At 60.7% G+C, this 21,169-nt stretch carries 20 protein-coding genes; 4 read left to right on the top strand and 16 right to left on the bottom strand.

Annotated features, from left to right (window positions below; all coding sequences use genetic code 11):
- Positions 1 to 425 precede the first annotated feature (425 nt).
- From ACF6ZU_RS06835 to ACF6ZU_RS06850, 4 genes are all read right to left on the bottom strand, one after another.
- Positions 426 to 875, bottom strand: a complete 450-nt coding sequence (locus ACF6ZU_RS06835) for a hypothetical protein (protein WP_392891078.1) — start codon at positions 873 to 875, stop codon at positions 426 to 428.
- 531 nt (positions 876 to 1,406) lie between these two features.
- Entirely contained in the window at positions 1,407 to 2,513 is a 1,107-nt protein-coding gene (locus ACF6ZU_RS06840) for an NADH:flavin oxidoreductase/NADH oxidase (protein ID WP_392891079.1), read from the bottom strand.
- Positions 2,514 to 2,780: 267 nt separating this feature from the next.
- Positions 2,781 to 4,490 (bottom strand): single-stranded-DNA-specific exonuclease RecJ, encoded by a 1,710-nt coding sequence (gene recJ / locus ACF6ZU_RS06845; RefSeq protein WP_392891080.1) that lies wholly within the window; start codon positions 4,488 to 4,490, stop codon positions 2,781 to 2,783.
- 58 nt (positions 4,491 to 4,548) lie between these two features.
- The gene (locus ACF6ZU_RS06850; protein ID WP_392891081.1) at positions 4,549 to 5,091 is read right to left on the bottom strand and encodes a YaeQ family protein; all 543 of its coding nucleotides are present in this window, start codon (positions 5,089 to 5,091) and stop codon (positions 4,549 to 4,551) included.
- A 146-nt stretch (positions 5,092 to 5,237) separates the two neighbouring features.
- On the opposite strand from ACF6ZU_RS06850, the gene ACF6ZU_RS06855 reads away from it, so the two are divergent.
- Together ACF6ZU_RS06855 and ACF6ZU_RS06860 are read left to right on the top strand one after the other, a co-directional pair.
- Positions 5,238 to 6,437, top strand: a complete 1,200-nt coding sequence (locus ACF6ZU_RS06855) for a CaiB/BaiF CoA transferase family protein (protein ID WP_392891082.1) — start codon at positions 5,238 to 5,240, stop codon at positions 6,435 to 6,437.
- Positions 6,391 to 7,344, top strand: a complete 954-nt coding sequence (locus ACF6ZU_RS06860; protein WP_392891083.1) for a TIGR02285 family protein — start codon at positions 6,391 to 6,393, stop codon at positions 7,342 to 7,344. Before ACF6ZU_RS06855 ends, ACF6ZU_RS06860 begins: the two co-directional genes overlap by 47 nt.
- A gap of 173 nt (positions 7,345 to 7,517) precedes the next feature.
- On the opposite strand, the gene ACF6ZU_RS06865 is transcribed toward ACF6ZU_RS06860, so the two are convergent.
- The 6 genes from ACF6ZU_RS06865 to xerD all read right to left on the bottom strand — a co-directional run bounded on the left by ACF6ZU_RS06865 (position 7,518) and on the right by xerD (position 14,059).
- A complete protein-coding gene (locus tag ACF6ZU_RS06865) occupies positions 7,518 to 7,802 on the bottom strand; it encodes a DUF3509 domain-containing protein (protein ID WP_392891084.1) in 285 nt (94 codons plus the stop codon).
- Positions 7,803 to 8,304: 502 nt separating this feature from the next.
- A complete protein-coding gene (locus ACF6ZU_RS06870) occupies positions 8,305 to 8,517 on the bottom strand; it encodes a hypothetical protein (protein WP_392891085.1) in 213 nt (70 codons plus the stop codon).
- Positions 8,518 to 9,262: 745 nt separating this feature from the next.
- Positions 9,263 to 10,672, bottom strand: a complete 1,410-nt coding sequence (thrC, locus tag ACF6ZU_RS06875; protein WP_223481673.1) for a threonine synthase — start codon at positions 10,670 to 10,672, stop codon at positions 9,263 to 9,265.
- A gap of 66 nt (positions 10,673 to 10,738) precedes the next feature.
- A complete protein-coding gene (locus ACF6ZU_RS06880; protein ID WP_262171979.1) occupies positions 10,739 to 12,043 on the bottom strand; it encodes a homoserine dehydrogenase in 1,305 nt (434 codons plus the stop codon).
- A gap of 134 nt (positions 12,044 to 12,177) precedes the next feature.
- Positions 12,178 to 12,909, bottom strand: coding sequence for a bifunctional protein-disulfide isomerase/oxidoreductase DsbC (gene dsbC, locus ACF6ZU_RS06885; RefSeq protein ID WP_392891086.1), 732 nt, complete (start codon positions 12,907 to 12,909; stop codon positions 12,178 to 12,180).
- A 253-nt stretch (positions 12,910 to 13,162) separates the two neighbouring features.
- Complete coding sequence (xerD, locus tag ACF6ZU_RS06890) at positions 13,163 to 14,059, bottom strand: site-specific tyrosine recombinase XerD (protein ID WP_008025604.1); 897 nt, start codon at positions 14,057 to 14,059, stop codon at positions 13,163 to 13,165.
- A 107-nt stretch (positions 14,060 to 14,166) separates the two neighbouring features.
- Here xerD and ACF6ZU_RS06895 point away from each other — a divergent pair, with 107 nt between their 5' ends.
- On the top strand, positions 14,167 to 15,978 hold the full coding sequence (locus tag ACF6ZU_RS06895; protein WP_392891087.1) for a cation:proton antiporter: 1,812 nt from the start codon (positions 14,167 to 14,169) through the stop codon (positions 15,976 to 15,978).
- A 100-nt stretch (positions 15,979 to 16,078) separates the two neighbouring features.
- Here ACF6ZU_RS06895 and ACF6ZU_RS06900 read toward each other — a convergent pair whose 3' ends face one another.
- From ACF6ZU_RS06900 to ffh, 6 genes are all read right to left on the bottom strand, one after another.
- Positions 16,079 to 16,492 carry an acyl-CoA thioesterase gene (locus ACF6ZU_RS06900; RefSeq protein WP_392891088.1) on the bottom strand — a complete coding sequence of 138 codons (414 nt, stop codon included), beginning with the start codon at positions 16,490 to 16,492 and terminating at the stop codon, positions 16,079 to 16,081.
- 91 nt (positions 16,493 to 16,583) lie between these two features.
- On the bottom strand, positions 16,584 to 16,934 hold the full coding sequence (rplS, locus tag ACF6ZU_RS06905) for a 50S ribosomal protein L19 (RefSeq protein ID WP_003175895.1): 351 nt from the start codon (positions 16,932 to 16,934) through the stop codon (positions 16,584 to 16,586).
- A gap of 45 nt (positions 16,935 to 16,979) precedes the next feature.
- Entirely contained in the window at positions 16,980 to 17,753 is a 774-nt protein-coding gene (gene trmD, locus ACF6ZU_RS06910) for a tRNA (guanosine(37)-N1)-methyltransferase TrmD (protein ID WP_154503229.1), read from the bottom strand.
- Complete coding sequence (gene rimM, locus ACF6ZU_RS06915; protein WP_392891089.1) at positions 17,735 to 18,271, bottom strand: ribosome maturation factor RimM; 537 nt, start codon at positions 18,269 to 18,271, stop codon at positions 17,735 to 17,737. The genes trmD and rimM overlap by 19 nt, the downstream gene beginning before the upstream one ends.
- A gap of 5 nt (positions 18,272 to 18,276) precedes the next feature.
- Positions 18,277 to 18,528: a 30S ribosomal protein S16 gene (gene rpsP / locus ACF6ZU_RS06920; RefSeq protein ID WP_003198088.1), complete on the bottom strand. Its 252-nt coding sequence runs from the start codon at positions 18,526 to 18,528 to the stop codon at positions 18,277 to 18,279.
- 250 nt (positions 18,529 to 18,778) lie between these two features.
- On the bottom strand, positions 18,779 to 20,155 hold the full coding sequence (gene ffh, locus ACF6ZU_RS06925) for a signal recognition particle protein (RefSeq protein ID WP_008042378.1): 1,377 nt from the start codon (positions 20,153 to 20,155) through the stop codon (positions 18,779 to 18,781).
- A 195-nt stretch (positions 20,156 to 20,350) separates the two neighbouring features.
- Between ffh and ACF6ZU_RS06930 the strand changes: the two genes are divergently transcribed.
- Positions 20,351 to 21,163 (top strand): inner membrane protein YpjD, encoded by an 813-nt coding sequence (locus ACF6ZU_RS06930; RefSeq protein ID WP_392891090.1) that lies wholly within the window; start codon positions 20,351 to 20,353, stop codon positions 21,161 to 21,163.
- Positions 21,164 to 21,169 lie beyond the last annotated feature (6 nt).

Raw genomic sequence — 21,169 nt, forward strand, 5'->3', positions numbered from 1 at the left:
CAGCGGGTTACTTGGAAAAGCGCCAAGTAACCAAGCGCTCTTGCCCCTTTCGTTCGGTGCCTCGCCCAGGCTCGGCATGCCCTCGCTCCGGTCCTGCTCCGTGGGCCCGCCGCCATCGGCCATCCATGGCCGGGGGCGGCTAACCCGGCATCCATGCCGGGTTGCCCACTGCGCAGAACCTCCACTCGGCCTCTCGAGGGGGCGACCACCGCCACAGCCGCCGAGGCGGCCTTAAAGCCGACCTGGCTCTCTGGTCGATCGCGTTGTCCTTTTTTCTGCGCTCACCCATTCCGAATCCGTACACCAATCCCATGTAGGAGCCGGCTTGCTGGCGATGGACATCAACGATGACGCGGGCTGACTGGATAAACGCGGTGTCTGGGCGTTTTTCGCGAGCAGGGCTCGCTCCTACAGAGGGATTGGGTTCACACGGTCAAACTGTAGGAGCCAGCTTGCTGGCGATGGACGTTAACGATGACGCGGGCTGCCTGAATCAACGCGGTGCCTGGGCGTTTTTCGCGAGCAGGCTCGCTCCTACAGGGGATTGGGTTCATACGGTCAAAACTGTAGGAGCCAGCTTGCTGGCGATGGACGTCAACGATGACGCGGGCTGCCTGAATCAACGCGGTGCCTGGACGTTTTTCGCGAGCAGGCTCGCTCCCACAGGGGATCGGGTTCACACAGTCAAAATGGTAGGAGCCGGCTTGCTGGCGATGGACGTTAACGATGACGCGGGCTGCCTGAATCAACGCGGTGCCTGGGCGTTTTTCGCGAGCAGGCTCGCTCCCACAGGGGATCGGGTTCACACAGTCAAAATGGTAGGAGCCGGCTTGCTGGCGATAGACGTCAACGATGACGCGGGCCGCCTGAATCAACGCGGTGTCTGGGCGTTTTTCGCGAGCAGGGCTCGCTCCTACAGAGGGATTGGGTTCACACGGTCAAACTGTAGGAGCCAGCTTGCTGGCGATGGACGTTAACGATGACGCGGGCTGTCTGGATGAACGCGGTGTCTGGACGTTTTTCGCCAGCAAGCTGGCTCCTACAGGGAATCGCGCACGCTTTTGATCTTCACCACTCATCAGGTCGAGCGTTAGCTCGCCTTTCGCTTTTGATCTGGCGGTGCACGCCCCCTCGAGAGGCCGAGTGGAGGTTCTGCGCAGTGGGCACCGCGGCAAGGATGCCGCGGTAGCCGCCCCCGGCCATGGATGGCCGATGGCGGCGGGCCCACGGAGCAGGACCGGAAGGAGGGCATGCCGAGCCTAGGCGAGGCACCGAACGAAAGGGGCAAAAGCGCTTTGGTTACTTTCCGCCGGGCCGCGCAGGCTTTTCAAAGTGACTCGCCGTAAGGGCGAAACCAATAGCCGCCGTTACCGCAGCAACGGATATGCCGCCCAAACCAAAAAAACTCAATCCCGCAAATCCGACTCGTGAATCGGCTGATCCCGGTGTGTCGCCCGCTGATACTGCGCCGGCCACACAGCCTTGCGCCCCCCCAGGTCATCATCCGCATGCAACGCCCAATACGGATCACGCAACAACTCACGAGCAAGAAAGATAATGTCCGCCTGACAGGTGCGCAGAATGTGCTCCGCCTGGGCCGGTTCGGTAATCATCCCCACCGTGCCGGTCGCAATACCCGACTCCTTGCGCACACGCTCGGCAAAACGAGTCTGATACCCAGGCCCCGTAGGAATCTCGGCATTGACCGCCGTACCACCCGACGAAACGTCAATCAGATCCACACCAAGGTCCTTCAGGCGTCGCGCCAGCTCAACGGTTTCATCCGGGTTCCAGCCGTCCTCCACCCAATCGGTGGCTGACACCCGCACAAACACCGGCAGCTCTTCCGGCCATACAGCGCGCACCGCCTCGGTGACTTGCAGCACCAGACGAATCCGGTTTTCGAACGAACCACCATATTGATCACGGCGCTGATTGCTCAACGGCGACAGAAACTGATGCAACAGATAACCATGGGCCGCGTGCACCTCGACGACTTTGAAACCGGCGGTCAACGCACGTTTCGCCGAATCCACGAACGCCTGAATGACCTTGGCGATCTCCGCGTCATCGAGCTGCTTCGGTTGGGTGTGTTGCGGGTCGAACGCGATCGGCGAGGGGCCGACCGGGAGCCAGCCGCCGTCTTCAGGCTTGACGCTGCCATGCTTGCCAATCCACGGCCGATGAGTGCTGGCCTTGCGTCCGGCGTGGGCCAGTTGGATGCCGGCGACGGCCCCTTGGGCGGCGATGAAACGGGTGATGCGTTGCAGGGCTTCGATCTGTTCGTCATTCCACAGCCCGAGGTCTTGCGCGGTGATGCGTCCATCCGCCGTGACGGCGGTGGCTTCGGTAAAAATCAGGCCGGCCCCGCCTACGGCACGACTGCCGAGGTGGACCAGGTGCCAGTCATTGGCCAGGCCATCGACGGCCGAGTACTGGCACATCGGTGATACCGCAATGCGGTTGAGCAGGGTCAATTGGCGAAGGGTATAGGGTTCAAGCAGCAGACTCATGGGGCACCTCTCGAATCAGTGGGCAGGCTCCAGGGTTCTGTTTGAATAGTCGACGAGTGACAGGAAAAAGGTGCAGCACCCGCCCCCGCGGGCAAAAAATTCGACAAGACGTCACAAGGCCAATCAAGCAGTGCTTAGAGCCTAGTCGACATTGGGGGATGGTGGAGGGTTCAGATGGATTAGGTGCCAGTTAGATCGCCATCGCCAGCAAGCCGGCTCCTACAGAATTTGCGCGCCCCTGTAGGAGCCAGCTTGCTGGCGATCGCGTCAACGCGGTTCGATATGGGCAATCATCAACTGCACCGTCTCATTCCCGCGAAACTCGTTGAGGTCGAGTTTGTAGGCCAGTTCCACCCATTTGATGGTCGGATTCGGCCAGATATCCCGGTCAATGCCAAACGCGATGCCATCGAGTTTCACCGAGCCGCATTCACTTTTCAGCACCACCTTGAGGTGGCGCTCACCGACCACGCGTTGCTCCACCAGCTGGAACACGCCATGGAACAAAGGCTCGGGAAAGTGCTGGCCCCACGGGCCGGCATGCCGCAGCGCACGGGCCAGTTCGAGGTGAAATTCCTCGACCGCCAGCGTCCCGTCCGACAGCAAACGCCCGGTCAGGTCTTCTTCGCGCAATTGCCTACGCACTTCAGCGTCAAAGGCTTCGGCGAACAGCGGAAAATTCGCTTCCGGCAGGGTCAAACCGGCCGCCATCGCATGGCCACCGTACTTGCTGATCAACTCGGGATGCTGCGCCGCGACCACGCTCAAGGCGTCGCGAATGTGAAAACCTTGCACCGACCGTCCCGAACCCTTGAGCATGCCGTCACCAGCATCGGCAAACGCAATAGTCGGCCGGAAATAGCGCTCTTTCATCCGCGAGGCGAGGATGCCGATGACGCCCTGATGCCACTCGGGATCGAACAGGCACAAGCCGAACGGCATCGATTCCACCGGCAAGTCCTTGAGCTGGGCCAGCGCTTCGCGCTGCATGCCCTGTTCGATGGATTTGCGGTCCTGGTTCATGCCATCCAGTTGCAGGGCCATTTCCCGCGCAAGCCCGGCATCTGCCGTGAGCAGGCATTCGATGCCCAGGCTCATGTCATCCAGCCGCCCCGCCGCGTTCAGGCGCGGACCGACGATAAATCCAAGGTCGGTGGAGGTGATGCGCGAGGGATCGCGTTTCGCCACCTCGAGGATCGCCTTGATCCCCGGCCGCGCGCGTCCGGCGCGAATCCGTTCCAGGCCCTGGTGCACCAGAATCCGGTTGTTGGCGTCCAGCGGCACCACGTCGGCGACGCTGCCCAGCGCCACCAGATCGAGCAGTTCGCCAATGTTCGGTTGCGGTTTGCTCTCGTACCAGCCGAGGCTGCGCAAACGCGCACGCAAGGCCATCAGCACATAGAAGATCACCCCGACACCGGCCAGCGCCTTGCTCGGAAACCCGCAACCGGGCTGGTTCGGATTGACGATGGCATCGGCCAAGGGCAGTTCATCGCCCGGCAAGTGGTGGTCGGTGACCAGCACCTGAAGCCCGGCCTTTTTCGCCGCCGCCACGCCTTCGACGCTGGAAATGCCGTTGTCCACGGTGATCAGCAGCTGTGGCTGGCGCTCCAGCGCCACCTCGACGATTTCCGGTGTCAGGCCGTAGCCGTAGTCGAACCGGTTGGGCACCAGATAATCAACGTGCGCCGCGCCCAGCAGGCGCAGGCCCAATGTCCCGACGGTACTGGCGGTCGCACCGTCAGCGTCGAAGTCGCCGACGATCAGAATCCGCTGTCGCTGCTCCAGCGCCGTCACCAGCAAATCCACCGCGGCATCGATGCCCTTGAGCTGCTGGAACGGAATCAACCGCGCCAGGCTTTTATCCAGTTCCGCTTCGGACTGTACGCCCCGCGCCGCGTACAGGCGGGTCAGCAACGGCGGCAGATCACCGAGGAATGGCAGGGTGTCGGGCAACTGGCGAGGTTCGATGCGCATGGGGTGACAGGTACTTCTCTTGAATACGTAGGATAAAACCGGATGAAGCGGCGAAAAATCAGCCGCGTTCGCCGCTGAGCCACTGCAACTGGACTTCGTGTTGACCACGGTCGTCGGTGACGAAAATCGTCCCTTCGCTGATCATCACGTCCCACTTGATAACGCGCGGCATGTCTTTGGCCAGGGTTTCCAGGACATCCTGGGGCACCGCAGCGATGTGCACGTTTTTCAGGTTCTTGATCGCCGGGATCACTTTGGTTTCCCAGACGCGCAGGCTGCCGTAGGCCAGCAGGCTGGTGCGCTCGGTACGGCGCGAGCACCACGTCAGGCGATCGGCATCCGGCTGACCGACTTCGATCCAGTGCAGGACACGGTCATCCAGGCTCTTTTCCCACAGGGCCGGTTCATCCACGTCCGACAGACCACGGCCAAACGACAGCTGCTCGTTGTACCAGAAGGCGTAGGCCAGCAGACGCACGGTCATGCGCTCTTCGGTTTCCGACGGGTGACGGGCGATGGTCTGCTTCACCGTCTCGTAAATGCTGCGGTCGAGGTCGGTAAGGTTCAGTTCAAACTTGTAGGTCGTGGACGGCTGGGCCATGAACGGGCTTCTTGATACGTGGAAAGGCGGCAAGTCTAACCGATGCGGCAGGCAATCAACGAATCCGCGACCATCAACCGCAAGCGACCGACAGCGGGCTGTGCTAAAACGCTCTATCAGCCAAGCCTTGTCCTACAGGATCCAGCATGCCGTTCACCGCCAAACCCCTCTCCGGTCTGAAAGTCATTGAATTGGGTACGTTGATCGCCGGGCCCTTCGCCTCGCGCATCTGCGGCGAGTTCGGTGCCGATGTCATCAAGATCGAGTCCCCCGACGGCGGCGATCCGCTGCGTAAATGGCGCAAGCTGTATGAAGGCACGTCGCTGTGGTGGTTCGTCCAGGCGCGGAACAAGAAGTCCCTGACCTTGAACCTGAAACACCCGGACGGCCTGGCGATCCTGAAAAAGCTGCTCGGTGAAGCCGACATCCTGATCGAGAATTTTCGCCCCGGCGTCCTGGAAAAGCTCGGCCTGGGCTGGGACGTGTTGCACGCCTTGAACCCGAAACTGGTGATGGTGCGTCTCTCGGGTTTCGGCCAGACCGGGCCGATGAAGGATCAGCCGGGGTTTGGTGCCGTCGGTGAATCCATGGGCGGCCTGCGCTACATCACCGGGTTCGAGGATCGGCCGCCGGTGCGCACAGGGATTTCCATCGGCGACTCGATTGCCGCGCTCTGGGGCGTTATCGGCGCGCTGATGGCCTTGCGTCATCGCGAGGTCAACGGTGGCCAGGGCCAAGTGGTGGATGTGGCGCTGTACGAAGCGATCTTCGCCATGATGGAAAGCATGGTCCCGGAGTTCGACGTGTTCGGCTTCATTCGCGAGCGCACCGGCAACATCATGCCGGGCATCACGCCCTCCTCGATCCACACCAGCGCCGACGGGAAACACGTGCAGATCGGCGCCAATGGCGATGCGATTTTCAAGCGTTTCATGCTGATCATCGGCCGTGAAGACCTTGCCAACGACCCGGCACTGGCCAGCAACGACGGGCGTGACAGCCGGCGCGACGAGATCTACGGGGTGATTGATCGCTGGGTCAACTCGCTGCCGCTGGACACCGTCATCGAACGGCTGAACCAGGCCGACGTTCCCGCCAGCCGGATCTTCAGCGCCGAAGACATGTTCAGCGATCCGCAGTACCTCGCGCGGGAAATGTTCCTGAAGGCGAAGCTGCCAGACGGCAAAGATTTCAAGATGCCGGGAATCGTGCCGAAACTCTCAGAGACACCCGGCACTTCGGAATGGGTCGGGCCGCAGTTGGGCGAACACAATGCGCAGGTACTCAACGATCTTGGCTATGACAAGGAACAGATCGCAAAGCTGCGTGAAGACGGGGCCATCTAGGCTGAAGCGTCTGCTTTCGCTGCTCATCACCCGGCACCGCGCGAGGGCGGTATACGCGCTCGCGACCCTGTTCCTGCTCATCGCTCCGCCAGCGATGGCACAGCCCAAGGAAACCATGGTCTGGCTGTTGCGGGACCTGCCTCCGCTGACGATTTTCGAAGGACCGAAAAAGGGCCAGGGCGTCATCGATCAATTGTTGCCGCTGCTGATCGCCGGCATGCCGCAATACGAACACACCCTGATGCGGGTCAATCGAGCCCGCGCCTTGCAAATGCTTCACGAACCTTCCCTTACCTGCGATGCGGCGTTGAACCGGAGCAAGGAACGCGAGCGCTGGATTGCGTTTTCCACGCCGGTGTTTCGGGCCATGAGCAACGGCGTGGCCGTGCGCCGCATTGACCGTGAAACGCTTGCCCCCTTCATCCAGGACGGTGAATTGGACCTGGCGGCCTTCCTGGCGAACGGCGGCGAGAAGCTGGGCATCATTGCCGAGCGCAACTACGGCGAGTACCTCGACGCGCTGCTCAAACAGGCACCGGCCGACTCGCTCACCCCGCATTACGGCAACGACGCGTTGGGCAGCCTTTTGCAGATGCAACGCCTGGGGCGCTTGCGCTTGCTGCTGGGTTACCGCCCGGAAATCCGTTACCAGGCCCAACTGCACGGGATCGCCGAGGATGAGTTGCAGTTCTACCCGATTCGCGGCGCGGAGAAATTCCTGTCCGGCTACATCGGCTGTACCGACACGCCCAAGGGTCGGCAGGCGATCGTCGAGATCAACCAGCTGTTGCGCAAACTGCCCCACGAGCGTTTGAGCGAGGCGTACGCCGCGTGGCTCGACCCGGAAAGTCGTGAAACCTATCTTGAGGAATCCAGGGCGTATTTCGAGAAACAGGCGCAGGAATGACAAATCGCAGGCAAAAAGAAACCCCGAGCAGTGGGGAGACAACTCGGGGTTAAACGTGGCCTACATAAAGACCAGTAGCAGCACGACACAAGCACCGGAGCACAATGCTTGATCCTGCTGTTACAACCTCTGACTGACCTTGGGCCAGGAAGGTTCCATGAAAATTAATTCAGTTACGTGCGACCCAGGACCTTTTCCTGTGCCGCGTTGCGCAATGCCGCGATAACGCAGGGTTCCAGCCGTCCTTCGGCAATCATCAGATCGCGATGCAAACCGTCTACCACATCCGTGAGCAGGCGTTTGTCGGTTAACTGGGCCTGATTGAACTCCCGTTCGACCACGATGGCGCCGGTCGAACTTTTCAATGTCACCAGGCATTCGCCATGGGCGCCCGACGGGGACAGCGTCACCTGATACGGGCTCAGGGCTTCACTGAGCAATAGGCTGATACTTTCCATCTCGATCACCACTCAATAGTCCGAAAACAAAGTGCCTGGGGCGTGTTCACATTAAGTGACCATTGGCCCGAGAAGAAAGTTCTGGATTCCAGGTGCTGACGCGTCGGCGTCTCTGGTGGGTAGAGCATGCACGGGGTAGATGACAGGTTTGTGTATGGCCTGGGTTTTGGTGGGGGATTGGGATTGGGATTGGGTGAATATCCGTTTCTTCGGTAACGGCGGCTAGTGGTTCCGCTCTTACAGCGGGTTACTTGGAAAAGCGCCAAGTAACCAAGCGCTTTTGCCCCTTTCGTTCGGTGCCTCGCCCAGGCTCGGCATGCCCTCGCTCCGGTCCTGCTCCGTGGGCCCGCCGCGATCGGCCATCCATGGCCGTGCGCGGCTAACCCGGCATCCATGCCGGGTTGCCCACTGCGCAGAACCTCCACTCGGCCTCTCGAGGGGGCGTGCACCGCAAGATCAAAAGCCAAGGCGAGCTAACTCTCGGCCTGATGAGTGGTGGAGATCAAAAGCGTATGCGGTTCCCTGTAGGAGCCAGCTTGCTGGCGAAAAACGTCCAGGCACCGCGTTCATCCAGACTGCCCGCGTCATCGTTGACGTCCATCGCCAGCAAGCTGGCTCCTACCATTTCGATCGTGTGAACCCAATCCCTTGTAGGAGCGAGCCCTGCTCGCGAAAAACGCCCGGACACCGCGTTCATCCAGACAGCCCGCGTCATCGTTGACGTCCATCGCCAGCAAGCTGGCTCCTACAATTTTGACTGTGTGAGCCCAATCCCGTGTAGGAGCGAGCCTGCTCGCGAAAAACGCCCGGACACCGCGTTCATCCAGACAGCCCGCGTCATCGTTGACGTCCATCGCCAGCAAGCTGGCTCCTACAATTTTGACCGTGTGAACCCCATCGGCGCTCGCGGTGTACCAACGACACCTGTATCGCCTGAAACGATGCCATCGCCAGCAAGGGAAATGCGTATGTATTCGAGATGCACACGATCAACTGTAGGAGCCGGCTTGCTGGCGATAGCGGTGGGTCAGTCGACGCATTTATTGACTGGACGGACGCTATCGCCAGCAAGCCGGCTCCTACAGGGGATTGGTGTACAGATTCGGAATGGGCGAGCGCAGCAGAGAAGGACAACGCGGTCGAACAGAGAGCCAGGTCGGCTATCAGGCCGCCTCGGCGGCTGTGGCGGTGGTCGCCTCCTCGAGAGGCCGAGTGGAGGTTCTGCGCAGTGGGCACCGCGGCAAGGATGCCGCGGTAGCCGCACCCGGCCATGGATGGCCGATGGTGGCGGGCCCACGGAGCAGGACCGGAACGAGGGCATGCCGAGCATTAGCGAGGCACGAACGACAGGGGCAAAAGCGCCTGGTTACTTGCCGCTTCTGCAAGTGACTCGCCGTAAGGGCGAAACCATAAGCCGCCGTTACCTAAATAACGGATATGCCCCCAATCAATCTAAGCGATTACAACGGCTTCCCACGATTCCCATGCTGGCTGACAAACGCCTGAACAGCCTTCAGATCATTCGGCAATACCGTGCAACGCTCATCCCGCTCAAACAGATCGGCCAGGTGAACAGGCAACTCCAGCGCTTTACCCACGCCTGCCTTCTCAACCGCATCCGGGAACTTGACCGGGTGCGCAGTCCCAAGAATAACCATCGGAATATCCAGACTACGACGGCACTCACGCGCCGCTTTCACGCCGATTGCCGTGTGCGGATCCAGCAACTCACCCGTCTGCTCGTAAACCTCAGCAATCGTTTCGCAAGTTTGCGCATCATCCACCGCCAGCGAATCAAACAGCTTGCGCGCTTCAGTCCAGCGCTCCTGTTCAACGCTGAAACCGCCGCCCTGCTTGAACGAATCCATCAACCCGGCAATCGCCGCACCGTTGCGACCGTGCAGGTCGAACAGCAGGCGTTCGAAGTTCGACGACACCATGATGTCCATCGACGGCGACAGCGTCGCGTGCAGGGTTTCCTTGACGTACTGGTTGCCGCTCATGAAGCGGTGCAGGATGTCGTTGCGGTTGGTGGCGACGATCAGCTGGTTGATCGGCAGGCCCATGTTGCGCGCCAGGTAACCGGCGAAGATGTCGCCGAAGTTGCCAGTCGGCACCGAGAACGACACCGAACGAGCCGGGCCGCCCAGCTGCAGGGATGCGTGGAAGTAGTAAACGATCTGGGCCATGATCCGCGCCCAGTTGATCGAGTTCACCGCCACCAGGCGCGTACCCTTGAGGAAGCTCTGGTCGGCGAAGCTCGCCTTGACCATTTCCTGGCAGTCATCGAAGTTGCCTTCGATGGCGATGTTGTGGATGTTCTCGCCGAAGATGGTGGTCATCTGCCGACGCTGCACTTCCGAGACACGGTTGTGCGGGTGCAGGATGAAGATGTCGACGTTTTCGCAGTGCTTGCAGCCTTCGATGGCGGCCGAACCGGTATCGCCGGACGTCGCGCCCACGATCACCACGCGCTCACCGCGTTTTTCCAGCACGTAATCCAGCAAACGGCCGAGCAGTTGCAGAGCGAAGTCCTTGAACGCCAGGGTCGGGCCGTGGAACAGCTCCAGCACCCACTCGTTGCCGTTCAGTTGACGCAACGGCGCCACGGCGTTGTGCGAGAACACACCGTAGGTTTCTTCAAGAATCTTTTTGAAATCGGCGTCGGGAATGCTGCCGGTGACAAACGGGCGCATCACCCGGAAGGCCAGCTCGTGATACGGCAGGCCAGCCCAGGAGGCGATTTCTTCCTGGGTGAAACGTGGCAGGTTTTCCGGGACGTACAAACCGCCGTCGGTGGCCAGACCGGCCAGCAGGACGTCTTCGAAATTCAGGGCCGGTGCCTGGCCGCGGGTACTGATATAACGCATGACTGACTCCAATGGACAGTGTTCGCAAACCCGGGCCCGCACGCAGGCCCGGTGAACGATAACGGCTTAGTTCAGGTGCTCGACGCGGATCCGCACGACCGGACCGACCACGCCCGCCAGGGCTTCCAAAGCGGCGATCGCGTCGTTGATGTGCTGCTCCAGCACACGGTGGGTCAGCAGGATCATCGGCACCAGGCCGTCATGCTCTTCGACTTCTTTCTGCATGATCGATTCGATGTTGATGCCGCGCTCCGACAGGATGCTCGCAACCTGAGCCAGCACGCCCGGATGGTCCTTGGCCTGAATGCGCAGGTAGTAGGCGCTTTCGCAGGCTTCGATCGGCAGGATCGGATGGGCCGACAGCGAATCCGGCTGGAAGGCCAGGTGCGGCACACGGTTTTCCGGGTCGGAGGTCATGGCGCGAACCACGTCCACCAGGTCGGCGATCACCGACGAAGCGGTCGGCTCCATGCCGGCGCCAGCGCCGTAGAACAGGGTCGAACCGGCGGCGTCGCCGTTGACCATCACCGCGTTCATCACGCCGTTGACGTTGGCGATCAGGCGATCGGCCGGGATCAGCGTCGGGTGTACGCGCAGTTCGATACCGGCAGCGGTGCTGCGAGCAACGCCCAGGTGCTTGATGCGGTAGCCCAGCGCTTCGGCGTAGTTCACGTCAGCGGTGGTCAGCTTGGTGATGCCTTCGGTGTAGGCCTTGTCGAATTGCAGCGGAATGCCGAACGCGATGGAGGCCAGGATCGTCAGCTTGTGGGCGGCGTCGATGCCTTCAACGTCGAAGGTCGGATCGGCTTCGGCGTAACCCAGGGCTTGCGCCTCGGCGAGGACGTCTTCGAAGGTGCGACCCTTCTCGCGCATCTCGGTGAGGATGAAGTTGCCGGTGCCGTTGATGATGCCCGCGACCCAATTGATACGGTTGGCCGACAGGCCTTCACGGATCGCCTTGATCACCGGGATACCACCGGCCACAGCCGCTTCGAACGCCACGATCACGCCTTTCTCGCGTGCCTTGGCGAAGATTTCATTACCGTGAACGGCAATCAGTGCCTTGTTCGCGGTGACCACATGCTTGCCATTCTCGATGGCCTTGAGTACCAGCTCGCGGGCAACGGTGTAGCCGCCCACCAGCTCTATAACGATGTCGATCTCAGGGTTCGTGGCCACTTCGAAGACATCGTTGGTAATCGCAATACCGGTCGTCTGGAACTGAGGCTTTGGCGTGCGCGTGGCAATTTGTGCCACTTCGATTCCACGCCCGGCACGACGAGCAATTTCCTCGGCGTTGCGCTGAAGTACGTTGAAGGTACCGCCACCGACGGTCCCTAACCCACAGATGCCTACTTTGACCGGTTTCACTGTGAACTCCCCATAAAACGGCCGACTCAAGGCCGGCCGTGAAAACAACCGCATGTTCGCGGTTCTCTATTGATGGCCCGGCAAATAGTGCCGCCGGACCATGATCGTCAAAGGCTGGCCGTGACGATGCGAATTTACTTCGCGCCCAGCGCCAGTTTGGCGACTTGTGGCGCAGGCTGGTAGCCCGGAATGACCTGACCGTCAGCCAAAACGATGGCCGGTGTGCCGTTCACGCCAATCGACTGGCCGAGGGCGAACTGCTTGGAAACCGGGTTATCGCACTTGGCGGCCTTGATTTCCTTGCCATCGACCATCTTGTCCATGGCGGCTTTCTTGTCCTTCGAGCACCAGACCGCTTGCAGCTGTTCGTCACCCGGCGAGCCCAGGCCCTGGCGCGGGAACGCAACGTAACGTACTTCGATGCCGCGCTTGTTCAGCTCGGGCACTTCGGCGTGCAGCTTGTGGCAGTACGGGCAGGTGGTGTCGGTAAAGACGGTGATGTGCGATTTGGTTTCACCAATGGCCGGGTAGACCACGGTTTCCGCGACCGGAATGGCGTTGACCAGCTTGGAAACGCCCAGGCGTTCGGTTTTTTCGGTCAGGTTGACCGGCTTGCCGTCCTTGAGCTGGAACATGTAGCCCTGAACCACATATTGGCCGTCGGCGCTGGCATACAGCACGCGGCTGCCCTGCAATCTGACTTCATACAGGCCCGGCAGCGGACTGGCGGAAATGCTTTCTACCGGCACTTCGAGCTGGAGGTTTTCCAGGCTTTTACGAATGGCTTTGTCGGCCGCGTCATCGGCGACGGCAAAGGTGCTGACCAACGCAATGGCTGCGGCGGCGAAAATCTGGGTCAGACGCATGAGAACTCCTGAAGGCGGACAAATGGGACGATCAGAACGCCCGTGCCGAAACACCGGGTCATAACCGCCCATCGTGCAAACCGGCAAAGCCTACCACATAAGGCCGGCGGGGCCGAATGCCGGTGATACAAGGCATTGGCGAATGCTTTTCTGTAGGAGCGAGCCTGCTCGCGATGGCGGTGTGTCAGGCGCCATTAATGCAAGTTGTGCCGGCTTCATCGCGAGCAGGCTCGCTCCTACAGGGGGATCGTGGTCAACCGCGTGGGTGGTGTTTGGCGTGCAGGTCCTGCAGGCGTGCGCGGGCGACATGGGTGTAGATCTGGGTGGTCGACAGGTCGCTGTGGCCGAGCAGCATCTGCACCACTCGCAAGTCGGCGCCATGGTTGAGCAGGTGCGTGGCGAACGCGTGACGCAGCGTGTGCGGCGACAATGACTTGCCGATCCCGGCGACCTTGGCCTGATGCTTGATGCGGTGCCAGAACGTCTGGCGGGTCATCTGTTCGCCGCGCTGACTGGGGAACAGCACGTCGCTCGGCCGCCCGCCGAGCAGCTCGCCACGGGCGTCGCGCATGTAACGTTCAACCCAGACAATCGCCTCCTCGCCCATCGGCACCAGTCGCTCCTTGCTGCCCTTGCCCATCACCCGCAGCACGCCCTGGCGCAGGTTGACCTGCTCCAGTGTCAGGCTGATCAGCTCGGTGACCCGCAAGCCGCAGGCGTAAAGCACTTCGAGCATGGCGCGATCGCGCTGGCCGATGGCTTCGCTCAGGTCCGGCGCTTTCAACAGCGCTTCCACATCGGCTTCCGACAAGGATTTGGGCAACGGCCTGCCGAGCTGGGGCATGTCGACGCGCAAGGTCGGATCGACGGCGATCAATTTTTCCCGCAGCAAATAGCGATAAAAGCCACGCACACCCGAGAGGAACCGCGCGGTGGAACGGGGTTTGTAGTTCTGCTCCAGACGCCAGGCCAAGTGATCGAGGATCAACTCGCGCCCGGCGTTGATCAGTTCCAGCCCTTTCTCCTGCAACCAGCCGTTGAACAGTGCGAGGTCGCTGCGATAGGCGTCCCGGGTGTTGTCGGAGAGCCCCTTCTCCAACCACAGGGCGTCGAGAAACTGGTCTATCAGTGGATGATCAATGGCAGGCATGGGCACTCGAAACACGCGGACTCAAGACAGCGCGCAAATAAAAGGTGAACAGTAAAAACCAGCGCTAGTCTTTCATAGCCCGCTATTTCAAGGAACAGGGAGCTGCAATGAACGAGCAACAGATTCTGTTGGTGTTTGGCGGCATTGGCGCGGCGGCGCTGGGGTGTCAGTGGCTGGCGTGGCGACTGAAACTGCCGGCGATCCTGTTTCTGTTGTTAACCGGCATTCTCGCGGGGCCGGTGCTGGGCTGGCTCGACCCGCAGGAGATGTTCGGTCCCTTGCTGATGCCATTGGTGTCGCTGGCGGTGGCGCTGATCCTGTTCGAAGGCAGCCTGACCTTGCACTTGTCGGAATGGCGCGAAATCGGCAGCGTCGTACACCGGCTGGTGACCATCGGCGCCCTCTCGACCTGGGCGGTGATTGCGCTCGCCACGCATTGGTTGCTGGGGTTCGACTGGCTGCTGGCGATACTTTTCGGCAGCCTGACATTGGTCACCGGACCCACCGTGATCGTGCCAATGCTGCGCGTGGTTCGCCCGAAGGCCTCGATCGCCAACATCCTGCGCTGGGAAGGCATCGTGATCGACCCGATCGGCGCCCTCCTCGCCGTGGTGGTCTACAGCTTTATCATCGCCCGCGCATCGGGTGACCAGTTGAGCCAAAGCCTGCTGACCTTCGGCGGGGTCATTCTGTGCGGCACGCTATTCGGGATCGCCGGGGGCTGGGTGCTCGGCACAATCATCCGGCGCCAGTGGCTGCCGGAATACCTGCACAACCTGGCGGCCCTCGCAGCGGTGCTGGGGATTTTCATCGCCTCCAATGAAGTCATGAACGAATCCGGCTTGCTGGCCGTGACCCTGATGGGCATCTGGCTGGCGAACATGAAAGACGTGGACGTGCGGGACATCCTGCACTTCAAGGAGAACCTCAGCGTGTTGCTGATCTCCGGATTGTTCATTTTGCTGGCCGCCCGCCTCGACCTGACGGCCATGGTCGGGCTGGGCCCGCTGGTGCTGATCCTGTTGCTGGTCATCCAGTTCATCGCCCGCCCCTTGAACATCGCGCTCTCGACTGCGGGCTCCAGCCTGAGCTGGCGTGAACGAGCATTGCTGGCCTGGATCGCGCCGCGAGGGATTGTCGCGGCGGCGGTCTCAGCGATTTTCGCCGTGCGCCTGGATGAAGCCGGGCACGAAGGCGCCTTGCTGCTGGTGCCGCTGACGTTTGCGGTGATCATCGGCACGGTGGTGTTGCAAAGCGCCACGGCCCGACCGCTGGCGCGCCTGCTGAAAGTCGCGGAACCGGCGCCCAGCGGTTTTCTTATCGTCGGCGCCAACACCCCGGCACGCACCCTGGGCAAGGCCCTACAACATCTGGGCTCGCGGGTGCTGTTGACGGATTCGAGCTGGGAAAATATCCGGTCGGCGCGCATGGACGGCTTGCCGACGTACTTCGGAAACCCGGCGTCGCAACACGCCGACGCGCATCTGGATCTGGTTGGCCTGGGGCATTTGCTCACGCTGTCGCCGTCCGGTGAACTGAATGCGCTGGCGTCGATGCGCTTTCGTCATGACTTTGGTCATCAACGTCTGTTCGGCCTCGCCAGCGGTCAGGAAAGCCGTCGCACCGACAAGCACCGCGCCAGCCATCAACATCGCGGGCGCTTGCTGGGCAACGAGGAACTGACCTACAACAAACTGGCGAATCTGCTTCACCAGGGAGCCGAGCTGTACAGCACGAATCTGACGGAGGGGTTTGGCTGGGAGGATTATCAGGCATTGCACGGAGAGCGTGCGACGTTGCTGTTTGCCCGGGATGACAGCGGCTGGGTGCACGTGGCGACGCCGGACAGTGTGATCAAGCCTTCGCGGGGGTGGACGGTGGTGGCGTTGATTCAGCCGCAGGTCGGCGGCACCTCGTAAATCCTATCGCGAGCAGGCTCGCTCCCACAGGGATCTATGCAACGCCGAAGACCCCCTGTGGGAGCGAGCCTGCTCGCGATAGGCGCACCTCGGTATCAGGTCAGGCCGCAAACCCAGGCAACACCGGCACCGGCCGCTTGTCCGCATCGATCGCCACAAAGCTGAACTGCCCGTGAATCGCCTTCTCGCGACCATCACAACTCATGCTTTCCACAAACACTTCCACCTCGACCTTGAGGCTGGTGTTGCCGACCTTGATCACCCGCCCGACCAGCTCGACGATGGAGCCGGCAGGAATCGCATGATTGAAGTCGATGCGGTCCGTCGAGACCGTCACCAATGGCAGGCGGCAAAACCGGGTGGCGGTGATGAACGACACTTCGTCCATCCAGGCCAGCGCGGTGCCGCCGAACAGCGTGTTGTGATGGTTGGTGGTCGGCGGGAACACCGCCTTGGTCACGCGGGTCACCGAGAGCTCGGTGCGACGTTCGATTTCTTGCTCGCGAGGGGTCATGGGTCTACAGCCTGCAACAAAATTCGGGGATAAACGACGGGCAACAAAAAAGCAGCCCGTAGGCTGCTTTTTTCTGCATCGGAAGCTGGACTTAAGCCAGTTTTTCCTTGATGCGAGCTGCTTTACCGGACAGGTCACGCAGGTAGTACAGCTTGGCTTTACGTACGTCACCGCGACGTTTAACGGCCATGCTGTCGATTTGCGGGCTGTAGGTCTGGAAAGTACGCTCTACGCCAACACCGTTGGAGATTTTACGAACGGTGAAAGCACTGTTTACGCCGCGGTTACGCTTGGCGATAACAACACCTTCGAACGCTTGCAGACGCGAACGGTCGCCTTCCTTCACTTTCACCTGAACGACAATGGTGTCGCCCGGGGCAAAGGTAGGGATCTCTTTGGTCATCTGCTCTGCTTCGAGTGCAAGGATGATTTTGTTAGTCATGCTGTGCTCCTAAGGTAAATCAACGGACTTACCATCGATACGTTGTTAACTATCGTCCCGCTCGCGGATGTATTCCTCGAGCAGCTTCTTCTCTTCTCCAGAAAGCGAGCGGCTTTCCAGAAGATCGGCGCGTCGTTCAAAGGTCCTACCAAGGGACTGCTGTAAACGCCAACGCCGGATATGCGCGTGATTGCCACTCAGCAACACGTCGGGAACACGCTGATCCGCATACACCTCCGGTCGGGTGTAGTGCGGGCAATCCAGCAGACCGTCCGTAAAGGAATCTTCCTCGGCGGAGTCCGCATGCCCTAAAGCTCCAGGCAGCAGTCGTGTAACCGCATCGATCAGGACCATCGCCGGCAGCTCGCCGCCAGACAGTACATAGTCGCCAATCGACCACTCTTCATCGACATGAGCTTCAATAAATCGCTCGTCAATGCCTTCATAGCGGCCGGCAATCAGGATCAATGCATCCAGATTCGCCAACTCGCGTACCGCCGACTGAGTCAGTTGACGGCCTTGGGGGGACAGGTAAATCACCTTCGCCGCCTCCCCGGCTGCTGCCTTGGCCTGAACCAGAGCATCTTCCAGGGGCTTGATCTTCATCACCATGCCCGGACCACCGCCAAATGGGCGATCATCCACAGTGTGATGTCGATCCGTCGTGTAGTCTCGCGGGTTCCAACAGGTGAGCTGCAAGAGCCCCTGTTTCACCGCCCGACTGGTGATGCCGTACTCGCTGATGGCGGAGAACATCTCGGGAAACAAACTGATCACTTCTACGCGCAAGTTAGCCACGCTTAGAAGTCCGCATCCCATTCCACCTTCATCTCGCCTGCGGCCAGGTCGACGGCCAACACGCATTGCTCCGTATAGGGCAACAGGCGTTCGCGATCATCCAGGCTGCCAGCGCAAGGCTTGACCACCATTACATCATTGGCGCCGGTTTCCAGAAGATGATCGACTTTCCCGAGCAGCTGCCCGAGTTGATCAATGACCTTCAGACCTTCCAGCTGGTACCAGTAGTACTCGCCGTCGGTCAATTCAGGGAACAGGTTGCGCGGCACGCAGATCTCGTAACCGGCCAGAAGACGAGCTTCTTCACGATCATCAAGACCCTTGAGCTTCGCGACCAGGAACTTATCGCTCCCACGTCCGCTGACCAGCTCTACCTGCTTCACACTACCTTCGCGCTTGAGCGTCCAGGTTTTGTACTGCAACAGGTTTTCAGTCGGATCAGTAAAGGAATACACCTTCACTTCGCCGCGAACGCCATGAACAGAATAAATTTTGCCGATAACGATCAAATCATCAGCAACAACTGGCGTCGCGTTCATATTGCTCAGGCCGCAGCCTTAGCAGATTCCTTCAACAACTGAGCAACGCGCTCAGAAGGTTGTGCACCAACGCTCAGCCAGTAGGCTACGCGCTCTTGGTTCACGGACAGACGGACTTCTTGACCACGAGCAACAGGGTTGAAGAAACCAACCTGTTCCTTGTGCGAACCGTCGCGCGGGTTGCGGCTGTCGGTTACGGTCAAGTGGTAAAACGGGCGCTTTTTGGAGCCGCCAAGGGCAAGACGGATTGTTAGCATGTGAACATCGTTCCTGTAGTCGGTGCTGCAAATCTAAAGGCACAGCGGGCATAGGTGCCCGAAAGGCCGCATATTCTAAGGAATATCCGGACTTTTGCAAATGACTTTTTCCGGCGGCCTATCGGACGCCATCCAGATTTGCTATAGAGCCGTCGTTGAAAACGGCCAGTCAGCTCCCGCCAAGTGCGGGTTTGCTGGAGATCCCACTTCCGTGTGGGGTTGCGCAAGGGCATGCCCTTGCGCGAAATCTTTACATCTTGGGCATGCCGCCGCCGGGCAACATACCGCCCATGCCGCGCATCATTTTGGCCATTCCGCCTTTCGCGGAGAATTTCTTCATCATCTTCTGCATCTGCTTGTGCTGCTTGATCAAGCGACCGATGTCCTGCACCTGAGTGCCGGAACCCATGGCGATCCGGCGCTTGCGCGAACCGCTGATCAGCTCAGGGTCGCGGCGCTCGGCCGGGGTCATGGAATTGATGATGGCTTCCATCTGCTTGAACTGTTTCTCTGCCGCGCCCTGGGCATTGCCCATCTGCGCCAGGTTCACGCCGCCGATGTTCGGCAGCTTGTCCATGAGGCCGCCGAGGCCGCCCATGTTCTTCATCTGTTGCAGCTGATCGCGGAAGTCTTCGAGGTCGAAGCCCTTGCCCTTCTTCAGCTTCTTGGCCAGCTTGTCGGCCTTGTCCTTGTCGAGGGTCGCTTCGGCCTGTTCGATCAGGCTGAGCACGTCGCCCATGCCGAGGATGCGCGAGGCGATACGCTCAGGGTGGAACGGTTCGAGCGCTTCGGTCTTCTCGCCCATACCGATGAACTTGATCGGCTTGCCGGTGATGGCACGCACCGACAGCGCGGCACCGCCACGGGCGTCGCCGTCGACCTTGGTCAGGATCACACCGGTCAGCGGCAGCGCATCGCCAAAGGCCTTGGCCGTGTTGGCGGCGTCCTGGCCGGTCATGGCGTCGACCACGAACAGGGTTTCCACCGGGTTGATCGCGGCGTGCAGGGCCTTGATCTCGCCCATCATCTCTTCGTCGATGTGCAGGCGACCGGCGGTATCGACGATGACCACGTCGATGAACTTGAGTTTTGCTTCCTTTATAGCCGCCTGGGCGATGTCGACCGGCTTCTGGCTCAGGTCGGAAGGGAAGAAGGTCACGCCGATGTCGTTGGCGAGGGTTTCCAGCTGCTTGATCGCCGCCGGACGGTAGACGTCCGCGGACACGACCATGACCGACTTCTTCTTGCGCTCTTTAAGGAAGCGCGCCAGTTTGCCGGCGGTGGTGGTTTTACCCGCGCCCTGCAAACCGGCCATCAATACGACGGCAGGTGGAACGGCGCTCAGGTTCAGGTCTTCGTTGGCCGCACCCATCAGGCTTTCGAGTTCGGCCTGGACGATCTTCACGAAGGCCTGGCCCGGCGTCAGGCTGCGCGACACTTCTGTGCCGACGGCGCGTTCCTTGACCGAATTGACGAAGTCTTTGACGACCGGCAAGGCGACGTCGGCTTCGAGCAACGCCATGCGCACTTCGCGCAGGGTGTCTTTGATGTTGTCCTCGGTCAGCTTGGCCTTGCCGGTGACATGGCGCAGCGTCTGCGAGAGACGGTCGGTTAAGTTTTCAAACATTGCGCGATCCTTTCAGGCCCTGTGTAGACCGGGATAATGGCGGCCCAGACCGGAATCAACATGTGCTCGGCGAGCCTGCGGCGTGGGCAGGTCGCGGATTATAGCGAAGACTGCGACTGGCGGACACCTCGCACTTTCGTGCCGTGTGGGTTCTATGCCAAACTCAGCGCCTTTCGGGCTTGCCTAACAGGATTTATGCTCCCCTTGTCACCCAGTTTGCTGACCACCCTCGCCGCCGCCTGCTTATATGCCGCTGCGACCCTTTATCAAGGCACTCGTCTGGCCTCCGGCGCCAAGGCGAACAAGCGCCTGCTGGTCACGCTCGGCGTATTGGCCGTGCTGGCCCACAGCGCCAGCCTGTTCACCCACCTGCTGACGCCGATCGGCCTGGGCCTGGACTTCTTCAGTGCCGCCAGCCTGATCGCCGCTGCGGTGATTGCCCTGACGCTGCTGGCCTGCTCGCGGATTCCGGTGGAGAACCTGCTCATCCTGCTGTTCCCGCTGGGTGCCGCCACCGTGTTACTGGCGCAATTCGCCCCGGCCGGCACGGTGCAGGTCATCGACGAAGAGCCGGGCATCCTCGCGCACATCCTGCTGTCGATCCTCGCGTACGGCATGTTCACCATCGCGGTGTTCCAGGCTTTGCTGCTGCTGGTCCAGGACCATCAGCTCAAGCACAAGCACCCGTCCGGGCTGATCAAGAACTTCCCGCCGCTGCAAACCATGGAAAGCCTGCTGTTCGGTTTCCTGTGGGCCGGCTGGACTTTGCTGTCGCTGTCGCTGATCTCTGGCTGGCTGTTCGTCGACAACCTGTTCGCCCAGCACCTGGTACACAAGACCTTGCTGGCGTGCCTGGCCTGGATCGTCTTCAGCGTGCTGCTCTGGGGCCGCAACCGCCTCGGCTGGCGCGGACACAAGGCCATTCGCTGGACCCTCGCCGGTTTCTGCCTGCTGATGCTGGCGTACTTCGGCAGCAAGCTGGTCCGTGAATACATCCTGCACATCTGACGGGCG

The organism is Pseudomonas migulae (assembly GCF_043225285.1).
GTDB lineage: Bacteria > Pseudomonadota > Gammaproteobacteria > Pseudomonadales > Pseudomonadaceae > Aquipseudomonas > Aquipseudomonas migulae_C.

Bases quoted from the DNA above. Each gene is read 5' to 3' on its own strand.
- ACF6ZU_RS06840 (WP_392891079.1), bottom strand. From the start codon at position 2,513: ATGAGTCTGCTGCTTGAACCCTATACCCTTCGCCAATTGACCCTGCTC.
- recJ (WP_392891080.1), bottom strand. From the start codon at position 4,490: ATGCGCATCGAACCTCGCCAGTTGCCCGACACCCTGCCATTCCTCGGT.
- ACF6ZU_RS06850 (WP_392891081.1), bottom strand. From the start codon at position 5,091: ATGGCCCAGCCGTCCACGACCTACAAGTTTGAACTGAACCTTACCGAC.
- ACF6ZU_RS06855 (WP_392891082.1), top strand. From the start codon at position 5,238: ATGCCGTTCACCGCCAAACCCCTCTCCGGTCTGAAAGTCATTGAATTG.
- ACF6ZU_RS06860 (WP_392891083.1), top strand. From the start codon at position 6,391: ATGACAAGGAACAGATCGCAAAGCTGCGTGAAGACGGGGCCATCTAGG.
- ACF6ZU_RS06865 (WP_392891084.1), bottom strand. From the start codon at position 7,802: ATGGAAAGTATCAGCCTATTGCTCAGTGAAGCCCTGAGCCCGTATCAG.
- ACF6ZU_RS06870 (WP_392891085.1), bottom strand. From the start codon at position 8,517: ATGACGCGGGCTGTCTGGATGAACGCGGTGTCCGGGCGTTTTTCGCGA.
- thrC (WP_223481673.1), bottom strand. From the start codon at position 10,672: ATGCGTTATATCAGTACCCGCGGCCAGGCACCGGCCCTGAATTTCGAA.
- dsbC (WP_392891086.1), bottom strand. From the start codon at position 12,909: ATGCGTCTGACCCAGATTTTCGCCGCCGCAGCCATTGCGTTGGTCAGC.
- xerD (WP_008025604.1), bottom strand. From the start codon at position 14,059: ATGCCTGCCATTGATCATCCACTGATAGACCAGTTTCTCGACGCCCTG.
- ACF6ZU_RS06895 (WP_392891087.1), top strand. From the start codon at position 14,167: ATGAACGAGCAACAGATTCTGTTGGTGTTTGGCGGCATTGGCGCGGCG.
- ACF6ZU_RS06900 (WP_392891088.1), bottom strand. From the start codon at position 16,492: ATGACCCCTCGCGAGCAAGAAATCGAACGTCGCACCGAGCTCTCGGTG.
- rplS (WP_003175895.1), bottom strand. From the start codon at position 16,934: ATGACTAACAAAATCATCCTTGCACTCGAAGCAGAGCAGATGACCAAA.
- trmD (WP_154503229.1), bottom strand. From the start codon at position 17,753: ATGGGATGCGGACTTCTAAGCGTGGCTAACTTGCGCGTAGAAGTGATC.
- rimM (WP_392891089.1), bottom strand. From the start codon at position 18,271: ATGAACGCGACGCCAGTTGTTGCTGATGATTTGATCGTTATCGGCAAA.
- rpsP (WP_003198088.1), bottom strand. From the start codon at position 18,528: ATGCTAACAATCCGTCTTGCCCTTGGCGGCTCCAAAAAGCGCCCGTTT.
- ffh (WP_008042378.1), bottom strand. From the start codon at position 20,155: ATGTTTGAAAACTTAACCGACCGTCTCTCGCAGACGCTGCGCCATGTC.
- ACF6ZU_RS06930 (WP_392891090.1), top strand. From the start codon at position 20,351: ATGCTCCCCTTGTCACCCAGTTTGCTGACCACCCTCGCCGCCGCCTGC.